The sequence below is a fragment of the Chloroflexota bacterium genome, from assembly GCA_020161265.1.
Taxonomy (GTDB): domain Bacteria; phylum Chloroflexota; class Chloroflexia; order Chloroflexales; family Herpetosiphonaceae; genus Herpetosiphon.
Genome location: JAIUOC010000002.1, coordinates 313,979 through 334,775 on the forward strand (window position 1 = coordinate 313,979; position 20,797 = coordinate 334,775).

22 protein-coding genes are annotated in these 20,797 nt (G+C 49.6%); 8 read left to right on the top strand and 14 right to left on the bottom strand.

Going from position 1 to position 20,797, the window contains the following annotated elements; genetic code table 11:
* Positions 1 to 135: 135 nt before the first annotated feature.
* Positions 136 to 1,440: an N-acetylmuramoyl-L-alanine amidase gene (locus LCH85_05635; protein ID MCA0351458.1), complete on the bottom strand. Its 1,305-nt coding sequence runs from the start codon at positions 1,438 to 1,440 to the stop codon at positions 136 to 138.
* Positions 1,441 to 1,539: 99 nt separating this feature from the next.
* On the bottom strand, positions 1,540 to 2,406 hold the full coding sequence (gene ubiA / locus LCH85_05640; protein ID MCA0351459.1) for a putative 4-hydroxybenzoate polyprenyltransferase: 867 nt from the start codon (positions 2,404 to 2,406) through the stop codon (positions 1,540 to 1,542).
* A gap of 264 nt (positions 2,407 to 2,670) precedes the next feature.
* On the opposite strand from ubiA, the gene serC reads away from it, so the two are divergent.
* A complete protein-coding gene (gene serC, locus LCH85_05645) occupies positions 2,671 to 3,753 on the top strand; it encodes a 3-phosphoserine/phosphohydroxythreonine transaminase (protein MCA0351460.1) in 1,083 nt (360 codons plus the stop codon).
* 197 nt (positions 3,754 to 3,950) lie between these two features.
* Here the strand turns inward: serC and LCH85_05650 are convergent, their stop codons facing one another.
* On the bottom strand, positions 3,951 to 4,523 hold the full coding sequence (locus tag LCH85_05650) for a rhodanese-like domain-containing protein (GenBank protein ID MCA0351461.1): 573 nt from the start codon (positions 4,521 to 4,523) through the stop codon (positions 3,951 to 3,953).
* Positions 4,524 to 4,766: 243 nt separating this feature from the next.
* Entirely contained in the window at positions 4,767 to 5,924 is a 1,158-nt protein-coding gene (locus tag LCH85_05655) for a homogentisate 1,2-dioxygenase (protein ID MCA0351462.1), read from the bottom strand.
* A 271-nt stretch (positions 5,925 to 6,195) separates the two neighbouring features.
* Here LCH85_05655 and LCH85_05660 point away from each other — a divergent pair, with 271 nt between their 5' ends.
* The 3 genes from LCH85_05660 (at position 6,196) to LCH85_05670 (ending at position 9,025) form a co-directional block, all read left to right on the top strand.
* Positions 6,196 to 7,185 carry an ATP-binding cassette domain-containing protein gene (locus LCH85_05660; GenBank protein ID MCA0351463.1) on the top strand — a complete coding sequence of 330 codons (990 nt, stop codon included), beginning with the start codon at positions 6,196 to 6,198 and terminating at the stop codon, positions 7,183 to 7,185.
* Positions 7,182 to 8,066, top strand: a complete 885-nt coding sequence (locus LCH85_05665; protein ID MCA0351464.1) for an ABC transporter permease — start codon at positions 7,182 to 7,184, stop codon at positions 8,064 to 8,066. Before LCH85_05660 ends, LCH85_05665 begins: the two co-directional genes overlap by 4 nt.
* Before the next feature lie 98 nt (positions 8,067 to 8,164).
* Entirely contained in the window at positions 8,165 to 9,025 is an 861-nt protein-coding gene (locus LCH85_05670; protein ID MCA0351465.1) for an ABC transporter permease, read from the top strand.
* Here LCH85_05670 and LCH85_05675 read toward each other — a convergent pair.
* Complete coding sequence (locus LCH85_05675; GenBank protein MCA0351466.1) at positions 9,022 to 10,050, bottom strand: zinc-binding dehydrogenase; 1,029 nt, start codon at positions 10,048 to 10,050, stop codon at positions 9,022 to 9,024. The genes LCH85_05670 and LCH85_05675 overlap by 4 nt on opposite strands.
* 182 nt (positions 10,051 to 10,232) lie before the next feature.
* Between LCH85_05675 and LCH85_05680 the strand changes: the two genes are divergently transcribed.
* Positions 10,233 to 10,691, top strand: a complete 459-nt coding sequence (locus tag LCH85_05680; protein ID MCA0351467.1) for a MarR family transcriptional regulator — start codon at positions 10,233 to 10,235, stop codon at positions 10,689 to 10,691.
* A gap of 44 nt (positions 10,692 to 10,735) precedes the next feature.
* Here LCH85_05680 and LCH85_05685 read toward each other — a convergent pair whose 3' ends face one another.
* On the bottom strand, positions 10,736 to 11,638 hold the full coding sequence (locus LCH85_05685) for an isoaspartyl peptidase/L-asparaginase (protein ID MCA0351468.1): 903 nt from the start codon (positions 11,636 to 11,638) through the stop codon (positions 10,736 to 10,738).
* Between the two features lie 67 nt (positions 11,639 to 11,705).
* Positions 11,706 to 12,752 carry an NAD(P)-dependent oxidoreductase gene (locus LCH85_05690; GenBank protein MCA0351469.1) on the bottom strand — a complete coding sequence of 349 codons (1,047 nt, stop codon included), beginning with the start codon at positions 12,750 to 12,752 and terminating at the stop codon, positions 11,706 to 11,708.
* Positions 12,753 to 13,024: 272 nt separating this feature from the next.
* On the opposite strand from LCH85_05690, the gene LCH85_05695 reads away from it, so the two are divergent.
* Entirely contained in the window at positions 13,025 to 13,681 is a 657-nt protein-coding gene (locus tag LCH85_05695) for a Crp/Fnr family transcriptional regulator (protein ID MCA0351470.1), read from the top strand.
* Here the strand turns inward: LCH85_05695 and LCH85_05700 are convergent.
* From LCH85_05700 to LCH85_05710, 3 genes are read right to left on the bottom strand one after another with little or no spacing between them, the layout of a single operon-like run.
* Positions 13,678 to 14,226, bottom strand: a complete 549-nt coding sequence (locus LCH85_05700) for a Uma2 family endonuclease (protein ID MCA0351471.1) — start codon at positions 14,224 to 14,226, stop codon at positions 13,678 to 13,680. The two genes, LCH85_05695 and LCH85_05700, sit on opposite strands and share 4 nt — an antisense overlap.
* Positions 14,227 to 14,229: 3 nt before the next feature.
* Positions 14,230 to 15,036 carry a metallophosphoesterase family protein gene (locus tag LCH85_05705; protein ID MCA0351472.1) on the bottom strand — a complete coding sequence of 269 codons (807 nt, stop codon included), beginning with the start codon at positions 15,034 to 15,036 and terminating at the stop codon, positions 14,230 to 14,232.
* Positions 15,036 to 15,530, bottom strand: a complete 495-nt coding sequence (locus LCH85_05710; protein ID MCA0351473.1) for a phosphoribosyltransferase — start codon at positions 15,528 to 15,530, stop codon at positions 15,036 to 15,038. Before LCH85_05710 ends, LCH85_05705 begins: the two co-directional genes overlap by 1 nt.
* Positions 15,531 to 15,623: 93 nt before the next feature.
* Here LCH85_05710 and pyrE point away from each other — a divergent pair, with 93 nt between their 5' ends.
* On the top strand, positions 15,624 to 16,277 hold the full coding sequence (gene pyrE, locus LCH85_05715; GenBank protein ID MCA0351474.1) for an orotate phosphoribosyltransferase: 654 nt from the start codon (positions 15,624 to 15,626) through the stop codon (positions 16,275 to 16,277).
* A gap of 57 nt (positions 16,278 to 16,334) precedes the next feature.
* On the opposite strand, the gene LCH85_05720 is transcribed toward pyrE, so the two are convergent.
* A complete protein-coding gene (locus tag LCH85_05720; GenBank protein MCA0351475.1) occupies positions 16,335 to 16,985 on the bottom strand; it encodes a TetR/AcrR family transcriptional regulator in 651 nt (216 codons plus the stop codon).
* A 112-nt stretch (positions 16,986 to 17,097) separates the two neighbouring features.
* Between LCH85_05720 and LCH85_05725 the strand changes: the two genes are divergently transcribed.
* Entirely contained in the window at positions 17,098 to 18,471 is a 1,374-nt protein-coding gene (locus LCH85_05725) for a cytochrome P450 (protein MCA0351476.1), read from the top strand.
* A gap of 49 nt (positions 18,472 to 18,520) precedes the next feature.
* On the opposite strand, the gene LCH85_05730 is transcribed toward LCH85_05725, so the two are convergent.
* The 3 genes from LCH85_05730 to LCH85_05740 all read right to left on the bottom strand — a co-directional run bounded on the left by LCH85_05730 (position 18,521) and on the right by LCH85_05740 (position 20,786).
* Entirely contained in the window at positions 18,521 to 19,585 is a 1,065-nt protein-coding gene (locus LCH85_05730; GenBank protein MCA0351477.1) for a hypothetical protein, read from the bottom strand.
* Positions 19,586 to 19,640: 55 nt separating this feature from the next.
* Positions 19,641 to 19,937 carry a hypothetical protein gene (locus LCH85_05735; GenBank protein MCA0351478.1) on the bottom strand — a complete coding sequence of 99 codons (297 nt, stop codon included), beginning with the start codon at positions 19,935 to 19,937 and terminating at the stop codon, positions 19,641 to 19,643.
* Between the two features lie 192 nt (positions 19,938 to 20,129).
* Positions 20,130 to 20,786, bottom strand: a complete 657-nt coding sequence (locus tag LCH85_05740) for an alpha/beta hydrolase (GenBank protein MCA0351479.1) — start codon at positions 20,784 to 20,786, stop codon at positions 20,130 to 20,132.
* Positions 20,787 to 20,797 lie beyond the last annotated feature (11 nt).

Below are 20,797 nucleotides of genomic sequence, written 5' to 3' on the forward strand. Positions count from 1 at the left end.
GGTCGGGGCTTTTAACGCAGAGACGCAGAGCATAATCAGGCTATAGACGAAAGACTATTGGCTATCGAAAATTCGTTGGAAAGCTCAATAGCCAATAGCCCACTTTAAACCTTCTCCATCGCTGACTTCTCAATGTTACCCTTTGCGAATGGCTTCGGCACGAGTAGCAAACTTGTTGGCATAATCGGCATCATCAGTCCAATTATTGCTCAAGCCAGCCAACGTTTTGGCAACTCCACGCAAATTAGCCGGAATTTTGCTATGGCGTGGATTGGCGGCCATCATGGTTTTTTGGGCTTGATTAGCCTCATCATCACGTAGAGCTAAGGCCAATAATTGGCCAATATGCGCTTGAACTGCTCCATCCCAAGTGCTGAACGAAAGGCCACCCTCTTGGCGCACGCCCAAACCAGCCGGATTGCGTTTTGGCCGTGCAGCCCAGCCCGAGGTCAAGCCAGCGGTTTCAAAAATACATTGTGATGCAGCCAAAAAGGGATCAAGCCCGACACTAGGAGCATAGACCCAGTAATATCCCATAATCGTCTCGACATCGTTCTTATATTCGGAATTATCGGGTAGGCTTTTGCGAATAAAAGCGATCGCCTTTTCGCGGCTGCCTGAGGGCGTTGCGCTCAACAACGATGTATTAGTAGTGATTGGGCTATCAGCAATTGGGGTGCTTTGAACATTGCTTAAACGATCAAAGGCATTTTGAATCGTGCTGATGTAATACGATTCGGTGATTGCTGCGCCTGGACATGAAGGTTTATTGTAATCGCGGTGCGATGAAATGCCACCACCAAATTTCTGATAGCGAATCTCAAAACTGTTTAATTTGCGTTTGAGCACTGCCACCGCATGGCCAACCAAGGCGGCAACTGGAGCCGACCACTGCGTTTTTTCAAAGTAACCACAAACTTCGATGCCGATTGAATATTGCAATGTGCCTTTACTATCGCGATAGCCATTACCTTGCGCGGCGTGAATCCCTTGATCATACATTGGAGTGAACAACCAAATCCATGTTTCATCGATAAATAAGTGTGGGCCACGATCCCAGCCAGCGCTGGTGCGATAGTATTCGCGCAGGGTTTCGAGCTGTTTGAGGCGTTTGCGGTAAATTTGGCCTTCACTCAAACCAGCTTCTTGGTTATCCCAGCGCCAGCCTGATGGGTAGGGTGCGGCGGTGGTGCTTGGTACAGCGGTATGGTGCAATACCACAAAGTTAGGCGGCACAGCTCCAAAGTCATAAGTATCAACGTAATGGGTAAATTCATCGGCTTTCAGACCCTGACCGACATATAAAAACTGGTCAACAGGCACGACCCCGCGCGTGCCTTCCTCGCTGAGCGTATCTTCATGCGGCATCGCATCTTTGGGGTCAGGCAAATCAAATTCGGGTAAGGGTTCGTCGTGCAGCGGTTGATTGGCATCAGTCATTGATTGATCTCCTTCGCACAAAACACCGAGAACAGCCCAATTATACAATTCAAGCCTAGAGGTTGGCTAGGTACGATTATCGCCCTAGCCAATTCAAGCCTAGTTGCCAACATACAAACTGGTGAGCGTAAACAGAAAGAGCACGCCAGCAATATAGCTATTCACATTGAAAAAGGCAATATCAATTTTAGAAAGGTCGCGGGGGTTGATTAAGCTATGCTCATAGACCAACAAGCCTGCTGCCGCCGCAACCCCAACGTAAAACGGCCAACTTAGGCTTAATGAAACTCCCACCGCCAAGAGCAAACCAATCATGGCAATATGGCAAATTTTGGCGACACGCAGTGAGGTGGCAATGCTAAAACGCGCAGGCAACGAGTGTAAACCTTCCTTGCGATCAAAGTCAACATCTTGGCAGGCGTAGATTAAATCGAAGCCAGCAATCCAAATACCCACTGCTGCCGCTAACAAAATCATCGAAAGCCGAAAATTGGGATCAACTGCCAGCCAACCGCCAGCAGGTGCAATGGCATCAGTAAAACCTAAACCAAAGTGGCACAACCACGTAAAGCGCTTCATGTAGGAATAACCTGTCAGCGCAATTAACGCAATCGGCGAAAGCAGCAAACACAATGGATTTAACAAGCCAGCCGAAATCACCAACACCGCCAACGAAACCAACCCAACAACTAAGACTGATGTAGCCGAAAGTGTCCCAGCCGGAATTGGCCGAATGCTCGTGCGCGGATTACGGGCATCAAAATGGCGATCGAGATAGCGATTAAAGGACATTGCGGCGGTGCGTGCCGCCACCATCGCTAAAGTTACCAAAATCAGTGGTTGCCAACCAGGGAACTGTTTATTGGCTAAAAACAGACCCAAATAAGCGAAGGGTAGGGCAAAAACCGTGTGTTCTACCTTGATATTGATCGCGGTTTGGTGCAAGGTTTGGCGTAAACTTGTCATGCTGCGTTTCCTATGGTCGATAAATCAAGCCTCTCTCTGTATTCATTATATAGCAGCAGCATGCTTGTGGTAATCCTACTTTGTGATCGCTATTTGGGCTAATTTGCCAATTAATCAAGCTTTGACTTTTATGCCAGCATTCCCTACAATGTGCCTTGTATCACAAACTGCTGGCAATGCTGCCTGAGCTAAACGACCACCTCGTGTTCAACGTTGAATACGTTTGGATAGGGGCTTTTTTTGTTTGCGCCGAGGAGTGTACAAATGACGGTCTACAATTTCAATGCCGGTCCTGCGATTTTGCCACCCAGTGTTTTGAGCCAAGCCCAAGAAGAACTTCGCGATTTTGCGGGCACTGGTATTTCGGTGATGGAAACCAGCCATCGCGCCAAAGAATTCGAAGCGGTTAATAACGAAGTCGAAGCGAGGTTTAAGGCTTTACTTGGCATCGAAAGCGGCTATCGGGTCTTGTTGCTACAAGGCGGAGCCAGCACTCAATTTGCCATGATTCCCATGAATTTCTTGGGAGCCGATCAGGTTGCTGATTACATCATCACGGGCACATGGGCCGAAAAAGCGCGTGATGAAGCCCAAAAAATCGGCAAGGTGCATATTGCAGCTACCACCGAAGCCGAAAATCACAACCGTATCCCCAGCCAAGCTGAACTGCAATTCAGCGAAAATCCAGTTTATGTGCACTTAACCACCAACAACACGATTTATGGCACGCAATGGCAGAGCACCCCAGAAACCAACGGCGTGCCGATTGTGGCCGATATGAGCAGCGATATTTTCTCGCGGCCTTTCGATGCCAGTAAGTTTGGCTTGGTCTATGCTGGAGCACAAAAAAATCTTGGGCCTTCAGGGGTAACGGTGGTGCTGATTCGCGAAGATTGGCTGGATAAAGGCGCAAAGAACGTGCCTACGATGTTGCGCTATAGCACCCACGCCAAAAATAATTCACTCTATAACACCCCACCAACTTTTGGGGTCTATATGCTTAACCTCGTTCTAGCTTGGATTCAAGAGCAAGGCGGTTTGGCGGGCATGGCAGCATACAACACCCGTAAAGCCAATGTTGTTTATAACGCGATCGATAATTCGGGTGGTTTCTATCGCGGCCATGCCGTTGCTGATAGCCGCTCACAAATGAATGTGACCTTCAATCTACCTAACCAAGAGCTTGAAAAGCAGTTCTTAGCCGAGGCTAAAGCCCAAGGGATGATCGGCTTGCCGGGCCATCGCTCGGTTGGCGGGGTGCGGGCCTCGATCTACAATGCCATGAGCATCGAAGGGGTTGAAGCCCTCGCCAGCTTTATGGCCCATTTTGCCGCCAAACAAGGCTAATTAACCTATAACAAAGCCCTCAGTGATTGGATGGTGAGCCAGTCGCTGAGGGCTTGTTTGATCCACGAAGAGCACGAAGGAACACGAAGAGCAGGATCTTGGCTATATTTCATTGAAATACCAACGAATGGCCGATAGCCTACAGCCTTCAGCCAACCTCAAGACTGAATCCTAATCCCTAGCCCCTGATCCCTAAACTAGGCTTTGACCTCGTTTTGCATGGGGGTAAAGCTAGGCTGGCAGGTGGTTTGGCGATTGTAGGGCAACTTGCTAAGCAGCATACCCATAGCACAACTGTCAGTCAGCGCCGAATAGGTCAAGCCAGCACCCATAAATGCGGCAACCCAACGCAGCGGCGACCAAAACAAGCTCCCAATCATGCTAAACAGCACAATACTGCCTGCTAAGCCACGTACTTGGCGATCCAAAGCCCAGCGTTGGCGGCCTTGCTTCACTGGCTCGTTAGCAGCCTGCCACGCTTGAATCCCGCCCTCTAGAATATGTAAATTCGGCAAATTAACATGCTGTAATAAGGCCGCTGCTTGACGTGCCCGATTGCCACTGCGACAGACTAAAACCACAGGATGTTTGAGACTTTCGCTCAGTTGCTGGCGTTGCTGTTCGATTTGATCAAGAGCAACATTCAAGCTTCCATCGATATGCACACTTTCAAATTCAGCAGCAGTTCGTACATCAAGCAACACCAAATCATTCCCCGCTTGCAGTTGTTGCTTAACTTGTTGAACATTGACCATCAAGGGTAATTCCATGAACAAGACTCCATAATCACTAAACTAAGGTCGTTGGACACTCTCATCGCAAGGTTGCGCTTCCGTAGTTTAGAGATGCAGGTTGCTTGTCAAAGGTTACATGGCTTATAGTTTTACAGGTTTATGTGTGGGATTGGCGTAAAGTATAGCATGGGAGTGAAAGGATTTATATGTCAACGACATTTAAATGCTGAGGATGATCAATAAACGGCCAAGGAACAAGATCCTTGGCCGTTGCCTATTTTAGTGGTTGACCCATGAATAGGTGTAATTTGGCTCTTCGAGGTTTAAGGCTTCTTTGGTGAGATACAGCGGCTTGAAGGTATCGACCATCACGGCCAATTCTTCGGTCGCAGCCTTGCCAATTGACCCCTCAACCGTACCTGGATGCGGCCCATGCGGCATGCCCGATGGGTGCAAGGTGATCGAACCAAGATCCACCCCACGCCGCGACATAAAGTTACCTTCGACATAATACAGCACTTCATCGCTCTCAACGTTGGAGTGATTGTACGGTGCTGGAATTGCCTCAGGATGATAATCGAACAGGCGTGGCACAAACGAGCATACCACAAAATTTGGCCCACTGAAGGTTTGGTGGACTGGTGGTGGTTGGTGCACGCGCCCAGTAATTGGCTCGAAATCTTCAATATTAAAGGCAAATGGATAGAGATAGCCATCCCAGCCAACTACATCAAAAGGATGGTGATCGAGCACATGCTTGGTCATGCGGCCATGTGCCCGCACATGCACGGCAAATTCGCCTTTCTCGTCGTGCGGCGTAAGTTCCAGCGGCACACGAATATCACGTTCGCAAAACGGTGCATGCTCCAGCAATTGGCCATGTTCGTTGCGATAGCGATTGGGCGTGGTAATTTCGCCCATCGTTTCGAGTACCAGCATCTTGGTTGGCGTGCCATTGGTGTTCACCCGATAGGTTGTACCAATTGGAATCACCAAGTAATCGCCACGGCGATAGGGAATATTACCAAAAATCGTTTCGAGCACGCCCTCACCCTCGTGGATGAACAACATTTCATCGCCTTCGCCATTGCGATAGAAATAGTTTTGTGGCTCGGTTGGGTGCACAATCCCCATGCGCACATCATTGTTGACCAACAACATCCGTCGCCCGCCGATGGGGTCGCCACCAGGCTTGTGGGCAAAGGTTTTGAGGTGACGATGGCGTAATGCCCCATCTTCCTCAAGCGTGATCGCGGTTGAACCGAGATCTTCGACTTTGAGAATTGCAGTTGGTGGATAATGGTGATAGAGCAGAGCCTCGACCCCACTAAATCCCTTTGTACCCATCAACTGTTCCGAATACAGCGAACCGTCGGGCTTGCGAAATTGAGTATGGCGCTTGTGTGGAATGTTGCCAAGTTTGTGATAGAAGGGCATCTTTGACCTCCTGCAAAAGTGAAAACGACAAGACCAATTCAGCCCTACTTCTGTATTGGCCAACAGCCTGATTATAATGCCAAATTGTAAAATTGGGGAGACTTAGGCTGAAACAGTCGCGGTCAATTAATTATTTCAAGCGATCAATCGTTCTCTAGACCCATGTTGCTAGCGCACAGTTGAGCTATGCTAATCACCAGATGATCAATTGTTGATAACGAATACTCATTACACTGCCGCGAGGCGGTGTTTACTTTCTGTGCGAGGAACTATGCAGCCTGAATATGCCATTCGAACCGTCAATTTGCAACGAACCTATAAAACCAAAGAACGGGTCTTGAAGGCGCTTGATGGGGTTGATTTAGCAGTGCGGCCAGGCGAATTATTTGGTTTTCTCGGGCCAAACGGCGCTGGCAAAACCACCACAATCAAAATTTTAACCACCCTATTATTGCCAACTGGCGGCACTGCCGAAGTTTGGGGCTTCGATGTGCTGCATGAAGCCGATGCAGTCCGCCGCCATATCAATATGGTTTCGGGCGGCGAATCGTCGGGCTATGGGTTGTTGACCGTGCGCGAAAATTTGTGGATGTTTACCCAGTTTCATGGCATGGATAGCAAACTCGCCAATAAGCGCATTGACGAATTACTCGAAGTCATGGGCTTGGCTGATCGGGCTAAAACTCGCGTGAGTTTTCTTTCGACAGGCTTGCGCCAAAAAATGAACTATATTCGTGGTTTATTGACCGATCCTGATGTGTTGTTTCTTGATGAGCCAACGCTTGGGTTGGATGTTGAGGCGGCTCGCACGCTGCGCAACTACACCCGCCATTGGCTCGATACTAATCCAGGCAAAACCGTGGTGCTAACCACCCACTATATGCAAGAAGCCGACGAATTATGTGATCGGGTAGCAATTATCAGCGGCGGCACGATTCTCTCGTGCGATACACCAACCAGCCTCAAACATTCGCTTCAAGAAGATGTGGTGTTTCGCTTATTCACCACACCCGTAAATCCGGCCTTTTTGCAAGCAGTTGAGCAAATTGCGGGCGTGCAAAGCATCAGCCAACGCAGCGGCGATCAACGCGATGAATTAAGCCTGATTCTGCGTGATGATGCGATTTTGCCCCAAGTGTTGAGCCAACTGGCCGCGCATAATGCCGGTTTGTTATCGCTCGAAAAACGCCAACCAACCCTTGAAGATGTGTTTGTCAACCTCGTTGGCCACTCATTATCAGAAAGTGAGGCCAGTGCATGAGCGTGATTCTCGATAAACATACAGCGGTTGAACGTCAACCAAACCCACGCCGTGGCAAAGGGCCAAGCGCTTTTACAATCTTTTGGCGCTCAGTCATTGGGCGAGCTTATCCACGGATCATCGGCACGCAACGCGAACTAAGTTGGTTGTTTTTCGATATCTTTTTGCCGTTTATGGCCACCATGTCGTATGTGTTGGTTTACGAGGCGATTGGTGCGCCTGCATCCTACAAGGGCTTGGTATTGGTCGGCGGAGCCATGACTGCCTTTTGGCTGAATGTGCTTTGGTCGATGGCCATGCAGTTGTATTGGGATAAAGAGCAGGGCAATTTGCAACTGTATATGCTGGCCCCAACCTCGCGCATGGCAATTTTAACGGGCATGGCCTTGGGTGGCTTGTTTGCAACAACGATTCGCGCCGCAATTATTTTGATTGGCGGCTCGTTGATCTTTGGCATTCGCTATCAAGCCACCAATTGGTTTGCCTTGGTCGGCATTTTCTTCTTGTCGCTGATTGCCTTGTATGGTTTGGGCATGCTGCTCAGCTCTATTTTCTTGGTTTATGGGCGCGGCGCTTGGCAAATGACTGCCGCCTTGCAAGAGCCAGTTTTCTTTGTTTCCGGCTTTCACTTTCCCGTCAAAGCGCTGGGCACGGTCGTCGCAACTGGAGCTTCGGTTGTGCCGTTGACCTTGGGTCTTGATGCAATGCGCCAATTGCTGTTCCCTGAAATGATGCAGCAATTTCAATTTTTGAGTGTTGGCACAGAAGCCGCGATTTTGGCTGGCCTAGCCTTGGGCTTTGGCCTTGTGGCACGCTGGGCTTTGCTGCGCATGGAGCGCAAATCACGCCAAGATGGCCGCCTAACCGAGCGAGGCAATTAATAAAAGGATGAATTATGAGAGATGAGGGATGAAGCCACTATCAAAACTCTACTTTCATCCTTCATCCTTCATAATTCATCCTTCTAAAAGGGGTTTCTATGCAGCGATTTTTGCAGGCGTTTCGGGTGGGCTTTTGGTTGGGCTGGAAAACCGAAAGTAACTGGACGAATCCGCTTTTTTATATTTTGTGGTCATTGTTAGTGCCAATGTCGAATGGTTTGATTATGACCATGATGCTGCGGGTGTTGCAGCGCACTGGCAATGTGAATGGGGCCGATCTGTTGCCCTACGTGTTTATTGGCACTGTGGTGTATTCGATTGTGGCTTTGTTGCTCGATAGCATGGCATGGGCGGTACTCGAAGATCGCGAACGAATGGGCATGCTCAAATATATTGCGATCACGCCATCGTCGATGTATGGCTATTTGTGGGGCCGTGGCTTTGCCAAAGTTTCAGTCAATTTCTTGGCAGTGCCGCTCACCTTGACCTTTGGCGCATTAGTGCTCGATATTCCAATTCAGCTAAGCACGATCGATTGGCCGTTGCTGCTAGCAGTTGTCGTACTTGGTTTATTGATTGTCACCTTTGCCGCCCAGATTTTGGCTGGCGTGACGTTGATGATCGCCCGCCATGCAGGTTTTGTCGGTCAAGCAGTTTCCGGGGCGCTATACCTTTTTACCGGAGCCTTATTTCCAATCACGGTGCTACCGATTTGGATGCAAACGATTGCTCGCGCTGTGCCGTTAACCTATTGGCTTGAGGGCATGCGCCGTGCTTTATGGGTCGATGCACGCAATCCAGCCTATAAAACCGGGCTTGAGCAATTGAGCACCAGCAATCTACTATTAATTTTGGTTGGCGCAGCCGTGGCAATGGCGGTAATTTCGATTCCATTGCAGCGCCGCGCCGAGCATCGAGCCAAAGAAAAAGGCTTATTGGATATGAACACGGCCTACTAAGGCGTGAACAACACTTTGCCACCAGTCATATTCTTTTGATACAGTTCAAGGGCGTTTTGGGCTTCAGAAAGCTTGAAGCGCCCTTGAATCGTTGAAGCCAGCTCATCAATCAACAATTTTTGGATATTTTTGGTAATCCGCGCAAAATTCAAAGGGTTGATCTGGCTAATCCAATCGGTCAGCCAAAAGCCCGTCACATGTTTATTTTCAAAGATCAAGCTTCGTGGATCGATTTGGCATGCACCATCAGCCAATGCGCCATACACCATCAGCGTGCTCCCCTTGGGCATCGCTTTGAGCACTTGCCCAACTAATTCCCCGCCGACTGCATCAAAGGCCAAATTGGCTTGCTGGGCTGCGCATAGGCTGGCAAGTTCCTCAGCAAAATCAGAGCTATTGGAATTAAGCACATACTCGGCCCCTAAAACCCGCAATAATTCAACCTGCTCTGGCCGTCGCACAATGTTGATCAGGGTTATTTTTTCGCGTTGCGCTAAGCGTACCAACATCCGGCCTAATTGGCTGGCAGCGGCGGTTTGCACTAAGGCTTTGGCATTGCGCTGACGGGCAATTTCGAGCAAAGCCCAAGCACTCACTGGATTGACAATCGCTGAGGCGGCTTGCTCAAAACTCAGGCTATCAGCCAAGGGCAGACATTGACGCGCCGCCACAATCACATAATCAGCCCACGCGCCATCATCATCGGGCGATTGGGTGGCAAACGAAACCCGCTTGCCCAGCAGCACTTTGCTATATAATTGATCACCAGTGCTCACAATTGTGCCACTACCTTCGAAGCCAGGCACGGCAGGCAGCGGCTTTGTGATACCATAAACACCATTGATAAACATCATATCTGAGGGATTGATCGGGGTGGCAGCGACTTTGACTAAGACTTCATGCGGCTTGAGTGGGCGTAAACTGCGCTCGACAAGCTCAAGTTTGGCCAAATCGCCGCTATAATCGCTAATAATCAAGGCTTTGCTACGAATAATCGTCGGATCAAACGCTGGTTGTTCGCTCATAAAATCCAGATCCTTCTCTAGGAACGGTGCGCTGCTATCATACCGCGTTTTGGTCGGAATGATCGCCTTATTTTTAACAATCTGCTACTTGACGCTGCCTTATTTTGCAGTATGATCAAGATAGTTAGTTAACTTAACTAAATTGTAAGCGGCAATGCAGCCGTTAGATATAGTGACCTATTATGACAACAAGCCGTGAATATGCCCAACAATTCATTCAATTGATCGATCGTACCAAGCGCATGCCCTTGGATGGAGCCTATGCCAAAATCCATGAGCTAGGGTTATCGCATTCGCATCTGCGGGCGATGTTTATTTTGGAGCACCAACCAGGCCTGCCGATGAAGGATTTGGCCGAAGCGTTGGCGATGACCCCACCTTCAGTCACGGTGCTCACCCGCAAGCTTGAGGCCAGTGGTCTACTCGAACGCCTGCCCGATCAGGTTGATAGTCGGCGGGTGTTGTTACAGCTGAGCGCTGATGGTTCGCGGATGCTCGCCGAGATGCACAATGCCCATCTTGATCGCTTTACCCAGCTACTGAGTGGGCTTTCGCCCAGCGATCAAGCCCAATTTTTGGAGCTGATGAATCGCGCGGTCGAGGCGTTAGAGCGGATGTATCGCGAGGAATCTGAGGTTTAATCAATATAAGAGCGCTACCTTGAACCAAAGCAGCGCTCTATATTTTAGGCGATAATCTGTTCTTGGTCGTCGAGGTTGCTCCAGTAGGCGTGGGTCATGCGCTGCGAGTTGAAGGCTGCACCAATTTGGCCATTGCTAGCAACCAAAATCAAACCACCTTCACCACCTTCGATCCGCTGGCCGAGCACGGCGACAGCAGCTTCAGCAGCAGCTTGCACATCCATGCCGCGTTCAAGGTTTTCGATCGACCGCCGAGCCAGCAATACGCGGGCAATAGTTTCGCCCCAGCCTGTGGTCGAACAACCACCAGCATGGCTATCGGCATAAAACCCACCGCCAGGAATTGGCGAATCGCCGATGCGGCCTAGGGGCTTACCGCTCATGCCACCAGTTGAGGTTGCCGCTGCAATATTGCCCAAACCATCAAGTGCTACAGCCCCGACAGTATCGGCAATTGTTTCGCTATCAGTGCTGCCCGAATCAACTTTGAAATCGCGATCGCCACTAGCCCATTGGGCATGCCGTCGAGGCGTGATCAGACTGGCATTATCGACAAATTCAACGCCTGCTGCCCGCGCAACTGCCTCGGCATCGGCTTTGGCAAACAAAATATGCGGGGTTTTAAGCACCGCTTGCGCGGCCAAAATGGGATTTTTGATGCCTTCGACGGCGGCAACTGCACCTACATCAAGGCTCGTGCCATCCATCAAGCCAGCATCCATTTGCACAAAACCTTCGCGATTGAGCACACTGCCATAGCCAGCATTGAAGGCGGGCAAATCTTCCAAGACAATTACTGCGGCGGTAGCGGCTTCAAGTGCCGTGCCACCAGCTTGCAACACCGCCTTGCCTGCTTGCAATGCAGCTTGAATTCCAGCAGCGTGGTCTGGGCGTAATGCATCGGGAATATCGCCAGCGCCACCGTGAACGGCAATTGCTAAGGGCATAGATACCTCATATCGAATTAAATAAAAAAACTACGCCCAGCAATTATACGCTAGACGTAGTAATTTTTTAGAAGGCTTTTTTGAGCAAACCAATCGCGCCTTGTTTCCATGGCACGCGGTGGGTCACCCCTGAAGCATTGGCAAACGAGTTACGATTGTCAATATACCACTTGAAGTTGCGAATCAAGGCATCTTGGTTGGAGAATTTGGGCTTCCAGCCAAGTTGAGTTTCGGCTTTCTCGATTGAGACAAATGAGTCTTTCGAGGCGGTTTCATAAACCCACTTGTAGAGCGGTGAAACCCGCAAAAATTCCAAGGCTCGCAGCGTCCAGATGGCGGGAGTTGCTGGTGAACCGATGATCTTTTTGCCATGGCCAGCGTAATCGAGCACTGCTTGATAATCTTCCTTCATGGTGGCGAATTCTTTTGCGCCAACATTGAAGGTATCGTTGGCAACCTCAGCAGGCAAGGTCATCGACAGATAAATCGCATCGCAGAGATCTTCTACATCAAGCAATTGATAGCGATTTTTGCCATTGCCAATCATTGGAAAGTTGTGGCCGTCGATCGCCCAATCGTAGAGCAAAGCGAAAACACCGAGCCGTTCTGGCCCGATAAACGATTTTGGACGAATAATCGGCACTTCCATGCCTTTAGCGCGATATTCCAAGGCCACATATTCGGCCATAACTTTGGCTTTGCCATATGGCCCAACGCCATCCAAGCGGTCGTTTTCAACCAATGGATGATGGTCGGGAATGCCATAGACAGCGGTTGACGAGATATGTACCACCCGTTTTACGCCATGTTTTTTGGCAACTTCCAGCACATTGCGCGTGCCATCAATATCGGTCGAAAAAATATCTTCAGCTGGATACAGTGGCAAGGCCGCAGCAGTATGCACAACGAAATCAACGCCTTGCATGGCCCGATCAAGCCCAGCGACGTTGCGAATGTCGTCTTTAACAATCGTGATATGATCTTTGAGATCGGTATAGGTCCAATCGGCAAAATCATAGGAAACTAAGTCGTAGCCTTTAGCATCAAGGTAGCGCAAAAGGTTAATTCCAAGGAAGCCTGCGCCGCCTGTTACGAGCACTTTTTGACGAGTCATGATTGTATCAATCCTCAAACAATTCAATTTTAGATTATTTGCACATAATATCACAATTTGTTGGGGCTATGCTACACTAGGTGAAAGAGGTGGGGATCGGTGCTTGGGGATCGGGGATCGGGATTGGTTCGCGACGCTTGGTTTGTTGATTTGATAGCTCGTGTTCGGCATACAATTAATCGTATTGGATGTTGGTTGTTGAATTCCAACCCCCAACAACCGATCCCCGATCCCCTAATAGTAACAATTTCGCGCATGAGGCGCTGTTTGATATGAGTGTTGACGTTGAAGTTCTGCGGCAATTTACCCGTTTTGCTGCGCTCGATCCATTAGCTTTGCGCGATCTTGCTCGGGCGATGGAAGTTCGTTCGTTTCGGCCAGGCCAATATTTGGTGCTGGAAGATGATCCGCGGTTTGGCTTATTTGGCATTCTCGAGGGGCGGGTGCGGCTTTCACGTACCGCCAGCGATGGCCGTGAACAGGTGCTCTCAATTGCTGAAACTGGCGAGTTGTTTAATATCGAACCGTTTGTTGATGCTGGGCCAGCTCCGGCAACCGCCCGCGCCATGGCTCCAACCCGCTGTGTGCATTTGCCAACCGCCGCCTTGCCCGATGTGTTACGCAGCCATCCTGAATTCACCTTGATTTTGCTGCGCGATCTGGCGGCCCAAGCGCGTGATTTGGCGGTGCTGCTGGAAGATTTGGCGTTTCGCACAGTACGGGCACGTTTGGCACGAATTTTATTGCACGAGGCCGCTGATGGAACCGCTGCCTTAACCCATCAAGAATTGGCAGCTCGTGCAGGCACGGTGCGCGAGATTATTGGCCGAACCTTGCGCCAAATGTCCGATGAGGGCTTGGTGGAATTGGCTCGCGGCCATGTGTTGGTCTTAGATATGCCAGGTTTGGCAGCGCTGATCGAAAATTAAGCTAATTCAATATATTCATACACATCATTCAGCTTGAGTTGCGCATTAATCGCCTCAAGCTGAATTGTTTGTTCGAGCGACCAAAACTCGATCAATAACCAACGATGATCAGTTTGGCGCAGATACAACTCACAATGGCAGCGATCTTGCGCAATCACAAGATAAATTTGCAAGCTGCTGATGGTTCGATAGTGTTCAAATTTCATGCCACGATCATAATTTTCGGTACTTGGCGATAGCACTTCAATTAAACATGTTGGATTAAGCAAGGTATCAGGGCGTTCACTGCCAAATTCCAAGGTTCCACAGGCAACTGAAATATCAGGATAGGTATACAAACCTGTTTGACTAATTTGTAAGCGGAGATCGCTAGGGAAAACTCGACAAGGGCTTTGGCGTAATTGCTGATGTAGACTAGCAATAATGTTGCTAACAATTAAATTATGCCGAGCACTAGCCCCAGTCATTGCATAGACTTGGCCTTGATAGTATTCGTACTTGACTCCAGTTTCTTTTTCGATTGCTAGATACTCAGCGAAATTCATCCTTCATAATTCCAAAAAGCGCTTGATCGCTTGCTCGGAGCTAAGTTGTGGGTCGGCTTTGAGCCATTGTTGGTGCAGCCGCAAAAATGGCACAACATGATGCGTACCAAGTTGGACTTCGCGCAAATAGAGGCGGCTCATGGGGTAGGCCGCTTCGTAATAGCCTGAGCTATGAAAACGCTTGACTGTGGTTTCAATATCGTAGATCACCACTCGATGTTTGACCCGCCAACCCTGTGGCTTGCGCTCGGCAATTGCATATTTGGCCCACGGATTGCCATCAAGCGGCTGGCCTACTGCTCCGGTGGTAACAATCATGCGCCCATCCCAAGGCCGAAATTGGGGAATATGGTTGTGCGAACGAATGATTGTTTGGGGGGTATCAACAAACATCGCGGCTAATTCGCGTTGCGGGGTAATTGCAAACACTGAATCTTGATCGTGGCGCGGCGAGGCATGCACCACCAATAGATCATCGGTATGATAGGTTGTGGCAAGATTATGTAATGCAGCCCGTTCAGCTTGGCTAAATTGATTGACCGTCCACAGCGAGGGTTTCCACAGATCGCTAGCCCATTCCGGGGGCCGAACTGGCAAATCATAATCGCGAATATAACGCTCATGATTGCCCGCCAGCAAGGTGTAGCCAGTGGCACGAGCCAAATCAAGGCATTCACGCGGATCTGGCCCGCCGTTGATCACATCGCCATTAATGACGACGTGATCAAGCGCTTGGCTTTGAAGATCGGCCAGTACAGCCTCGAAAGCAGCTAAATTGCTATGAATATCGCTGAGGATGGCAATTCGCATTATTCTGCATCTGGATCTGTGGGTGGTTCCCACGGATACACAATCCACTGATCAGTTTCAGCGGCAAAGAAATCGGGCTTGCCTTCGACCTTCGATGAACCTGGTTTGAAGTGCAGCACCGCAACCTCATAGTTGGCTCCCGCAGTATCGAGCCGTTGTTTCACAGCAGCGATCGTGCGGCCACTATCCCAAATATCATCAATTACCAATAACTTCTTGCCCACAATCAGCGGATCACTGGGGAATTGCAAGAAAGTAGGGATTTCACGGGTTGTGCCAATTCCAGTGTAAAATTGCACCGCTGCAACCAGAATATTGCGCCAGTTGCGACGTTGGCTAATCAAGCAGGCTGGAATCATCCCGCCACGGGTAACAACGAGCAAGGCATCATAATCATTATGCAATTGTTCGTTAATAATTTCAACTAATGATTGAATTTCATCCCATGAAAGGACATGTTTGATGGTCATACGTTCTGCCTCGTTGAATCGCATTAGGCCTCTCATCGTGGGGGACCTCCCCAAACTAGGCGGTAATGAGCGCCGTCAATTAAGCTATTCGCGCTATTGTACCAGATAGGAGCTAATATGAAACATTCTTCAACCGCAATCGCCCAACTGTTGCTCGAGGCCGGAGCGGTGGTGCTTTCGCCCGATCGACCGTTTCGCTTTGCATCGGGCATTCTTTCGCCAATTTATTGCGATAATCGTTTGTTGTTGGCCCAAGTAACCGCCCGCCGCACCATCACCGAAGCTATGTGCCAGCAAATTAGCGACGAATTGTTGAACAGCGAAGTGATTGCCGGAACCGCCACTGCTGGCGTGCCATGGGCGGCTTGGGTTGCTCATGAATTAAGTTTGCCCATGGCCTATGTTCGTTCAGGAGCCAAAAAATATGGCCGTGGTCAACAGGTTGAAGGCGGGGTGCAAGCCAATCAGCGGGTCGTCGTAATCGAAGATTTGATCAGCACGGGCGGTAGCTCGCTTGATGCCGTCGCCGGGTTGCGTCAGATTAACGCACTTGTGGCCGATTGTTGTGCGATCTTTACCTATGAGATGGAAGAATCCAAACAGCGCTTTAATGCGGCTGGCGTGCGCTTGATGACCTTGACCAATCTTTCAACCTTACTGGATGTAGCGGCCCAACAAAATTATATTCGGGCCGAACATCGCAGCTTAATCAGCGATTGGGCCAGTGATCCGGCTGGTTGGGCCGATCGGGCTGGAATTAGCGCTGAGTAATTATCGTCACTTACAGATAAACTTCAGAGCACGAAGCTTAGTTCGTGCTCTTTTTAATTAACTGGTTGTCCAAGGCATTAACGTCGCAATCACCCGCTCGATATGCTGTTCAAGCTCGGCCTCAGCCAGAATATTGATTTGCGCCAAGGCGTTACTGAACGAAGCCAGTGCCAAGGGTAAAATCCCCAACGAAATCACGGCGAGCAAAAACGTAGGATGGCTAAATTGTTGAAATTTACCTTCAGCCCGCAATGCCTCGAAAAATGGCTGCATCATAGCGCTGAGCGGGCGTAATTGCTGCATAAAATAATTCAGCCGTTCGCCGCCAGTAATACTTTCGTGCACCATCAAACATGGCACTTCGCAAAAGCTGGCCGAGAGCCGAATAATTGTAGCGAGCGAGCGTTTGATCACGGCGCTTGGTTCGTGCTGCTCAGCAATTGCGCTATTGACCAATGGCAATAAAGCCGCGAGATATTCAGCCAGCGCTGCATCGACCACCGCCTGCCAAACCGCCTCTTTCGAGCCAAAATGATGCCGTAACAGGCCATGGGTTACCTCGGCATGGCTGGCAATGTCGCGCAAACTAATCCCTTCAAAGCCCTGCATTGCGAAGAGCGTGCGAGCGCTGACCAAAATCCGTTGGCGGGTTTGTTGGGCGGTGCTGTCGGGCTGGCGACCGCTGAGTTTTTCGTTAGGTTGGTTCATTGTTAATTCATTTCTTGCCTAAAAAATCGCTCTTGACAAATTATGCTATCCGACTGTATAGTCATTGTCAAATACTACACGAACGGATAGCATAAAAATAATTGAGGAATTGATGATGACTGAAACCGCCTTGACAAGCCCAGCCTTGATTGCCCCAGGCCCACGTGGCCGCCTGTTGATTGGCAATTTGCACGATTTTATTGATGATTTTCTGGTAACGATGCAGCGTGATTTTATTAACCATGGCGATATTGTGCGCTACCAAATTGGTTCGCGGATTGTACATGTGGTCTCAAATCCCGATTATGCCCAGCATGTGTTGGTTGAGCATCAGCGGGATTTCCCCAAGGTTGGCGGCAACGGCGGTTTACAAATTATCGCTGGCAATGGCTTGATTTCTAATCCCAGCCCTGAATCGTGGCTCATTCAGCGGCGTATGATGCAGCCAATGTTTCACCGCAAACGCCTCGCAGCCATGGGCGAAAAAATCGATGGCGCAGGTACACGGATGATCCAGCGTTGGCAAGCGTTGCCCGATGCAGCACCGATCGATATGGATCATGAAATGCTGCAAGTGACGCTTGATATTATTATGCAAACCATGTTTAGCGCCGATATGCTAGGCGAGGTGGGCAAATTGGCTCCAGCAGTTACGGCAGCAGTTGATTATGCAAATTATCGCATTTTTAACCCGTTCAGCTTGCCCTTACCAATGCCAACCCGCCGCAATCGCGCCTATATGCAAGCTCGCAAAGTATTGGATAGCATGATTTTTGGTTTGATCAAACAACGGCGGGCTGCCACTGAGCCAGTTGGCGATTTGCTGGATATGTTGCTCGAAGCCCAAGATGCCGAGACTGGCGAGCGCATGAGCGATGAGCAAATTCGCGATGAGGTGCTGACAATTTTTGCTGCTGGCCACGAAACCACTGCCAATACCTTGACCTTTGCCTGGTATTTGCTCAGCGAACACCCTGAAGTTCGCCAAAATCTGCAAGCTGAGCTTGATCAGGTATTGCAAGGACGAGCGCCAAGCGTCAACGATTTGCCGCAATTGCCCTACACGTTGCAAGTATTTAAAGAGGCCATGCGCTTGTATCCAGCTGCACCAATTACTGGGCCTCGGCGCGTTACCAAACCAACCCAACTTGGTGGCTACGACTTGCCACTCAATTCGCAAGTGATCGTCAGCATCACCAATTTGCATTTACATCCGGCTTTTTGGGAAAATCCTTTGCAATTTGACCCGAGCCGTTTCGCCCCAAATGCCAATCAGCCCCGCCACCATTTGGCATTTATGCCGTTTGGCGCGGGGCCGCGTAAATGCATTGGTAATAATTTGGCCGAGATGGAAGGCGCGTTATTACTGGCATGTGTGGCGCAGCATTACGACCCACAATTACAGCCAGGCCACCAAGTTAAGCCTGAAATGGCGATTACCATGCGAGCCAAAGCTGGCATGCCGATGTTCTTGAAACGCCGTTAAATACCCAAGCCCCGCGATCAAATCATTGATCACGGGGCAAATCGTAGGATTAAGTTTCTTTCAACAGTTTGTAATCATTAGGGTTATCGAAGCCCGCGATCCAAGCGGCAGCCTGATGGCAACTGCGCATAGTTGGCGGCACACGCAAAACATAGCGGCGATCAGTTGAAGGACATTGCACCGCCAAACAAACCAAATCTTCATCGTTGGGCATGGGCATTTGCAACAAGCGCCGCACGCCGCCAGTATCACGGTCGCGATCAAGCTCTTTGGCTTCAGCTTGAGCAAAAAACTCTTCGTAGCCTTTGCGTTCAAGCAACACCCGCCGCCGCTCAACATTAACTTCATCGATAATTTCGCTAACGCTGATTGTTTCGGGTTGAAAGGCGATCCGCTCATCAATTGGCACGCCGTTCCAACGCAATTGGCTAACTTGGCTATCCGCAGGCAAACCGCTAATTTCAGTATTGCCCAAATCCAGCCATGAGTGGACCACCAAGCCTGCAGGCAATTCGGTTAGGCTGCTGCAACCACGCACACTGAGCTGGGCTAATTCGCCAAGCCAATTGGGCAAATTGGGCATGTTGATACAGTTGCGAGCCACAATCCGCCCAATGCTGATGCGGCCTGTGCTTGGCCAACGCCGAAAGTTAACACAATCGGTCAAATCAAGAAAATTAACATCAATTCCTTCGGGCAGGCTTTCGAGCGCACTACAACCACGCAGCACCAACGAGCCAACTTTGAGATTGCGCGGCAAACTCTTGAGATGAATATTGTTGCTCAGATTCAGCCGATTTTGCACATGCACCAAGGGCAAATGCTCAATGCTCGTACCACGGAGATCAAGCTCAAAGCAGTGCAAACCTTCAGGAATGCTGGTCAAGCCGGTACAACCACTGAAATCCAAGCGACCTGCATGCAAATCTTTGGGCAAATAGCGCAATTTGGTGCAATTTTTGGCTTCGATGGCGGTTGCTACTAGCCCGCGTGGCAAAAATTCAATATTGTTATCTAAAACCAACGTGCCATTAATTGGGCGACCACCAAAATCTTCGACCCCAGCGCGAATTTGGGCTAAGGCAGTGGCGACAGTCAGCATTGCATCATTCATCGAACTATCCTCAAGGGCTGGTGGTAACGGGAGAGTATTACCACCAGCCGCAGCATTAATCAACGACTCGGCGAATTTCTTGGGGTGAATATTCGCGTTGCATCCAAACCCGATACGTACCGCGTGGCAATTCGATCATGGCATGTTCTTCATGAATAAGTTGGGCGTTATCGGCAGTTACTTCGACAAACAAAGAATCGCCGCGTTGCCAAAGTGCCACAGTGTCGGCCAGCTTAAAACGATGGCTATGGCCCGTGACTTCGCCATAGGCTAAAGTCGAGCCATTGCGCGGCGTTGCATCACTGGGAATTTGATCAATTGCTGCGATGAGGACATCACCATGTCGCCACATTGAAGCACCCTTTCTGCTCAGTTGAGCACTAATGCCGCTGCGAATGCTGCCGTTCCAGCGACCTTGCTTAAGCTAGTATAGGGCTTCGACGTGTCAAAGAATGTCACAGTGATTAAGCGTTGGCGCTTTCTCAATGCTAGATAGTTATTTTGTAAAATCTTTAATCTTGGTCGGCCACCATCATCCTTTTAATCAGCCAAGCTGCTGCTTGATCCACTTGACCACAACCTGCAAACTATCCAAATTAATTTCATGGCCCATAGCAAATTCATGGTATTCCAGTTGCACAGGCAGGGTTTGCAGAAAATCGCGAATCGCCCGCCCATATTGAATTGGAATAACCTCATCGTATAAGCCATGGACTGCCACAATCGGCTTGTTGGTGATGTGTTCGCGGTCGGTTTGCGGGCCAACTTCGGGCATCCAACGGCCACTCATCAAAATTGTGCCAGCAATCAATTCGGGCTTGGTCAGGGTTGCGCCTAAACTCATAATTGCACCTTGCGAAAAACCGCCCAAGTAAATTTGCTTAGGATCGCAATCGTAGGCGCTGCATGCTTCGCCCAAAAAGCGCTGCACCGTCTCCCAGCTTTGTTGGGCTTGTTGGGTATCAATATTAAAACCCTTGGCATGCCAATGAATATCGAACCACGAAAAGCCGCCAACTTGGTAGCGATGTGGTGCGCGGGCCGAAACGACGCATAAACGTGGATCAAGATATTGAGCCAAAGGCAGCAGATCATGCTCATTGGCTCCCACGCCATGCAGCATGACCAACAAGGGAGCTTTAGCCTCGGCAACGGTTTGGCGTGGTTTAACGACTTCGTGGATTAATGAAAATTGACTCATGGATTTAGGAT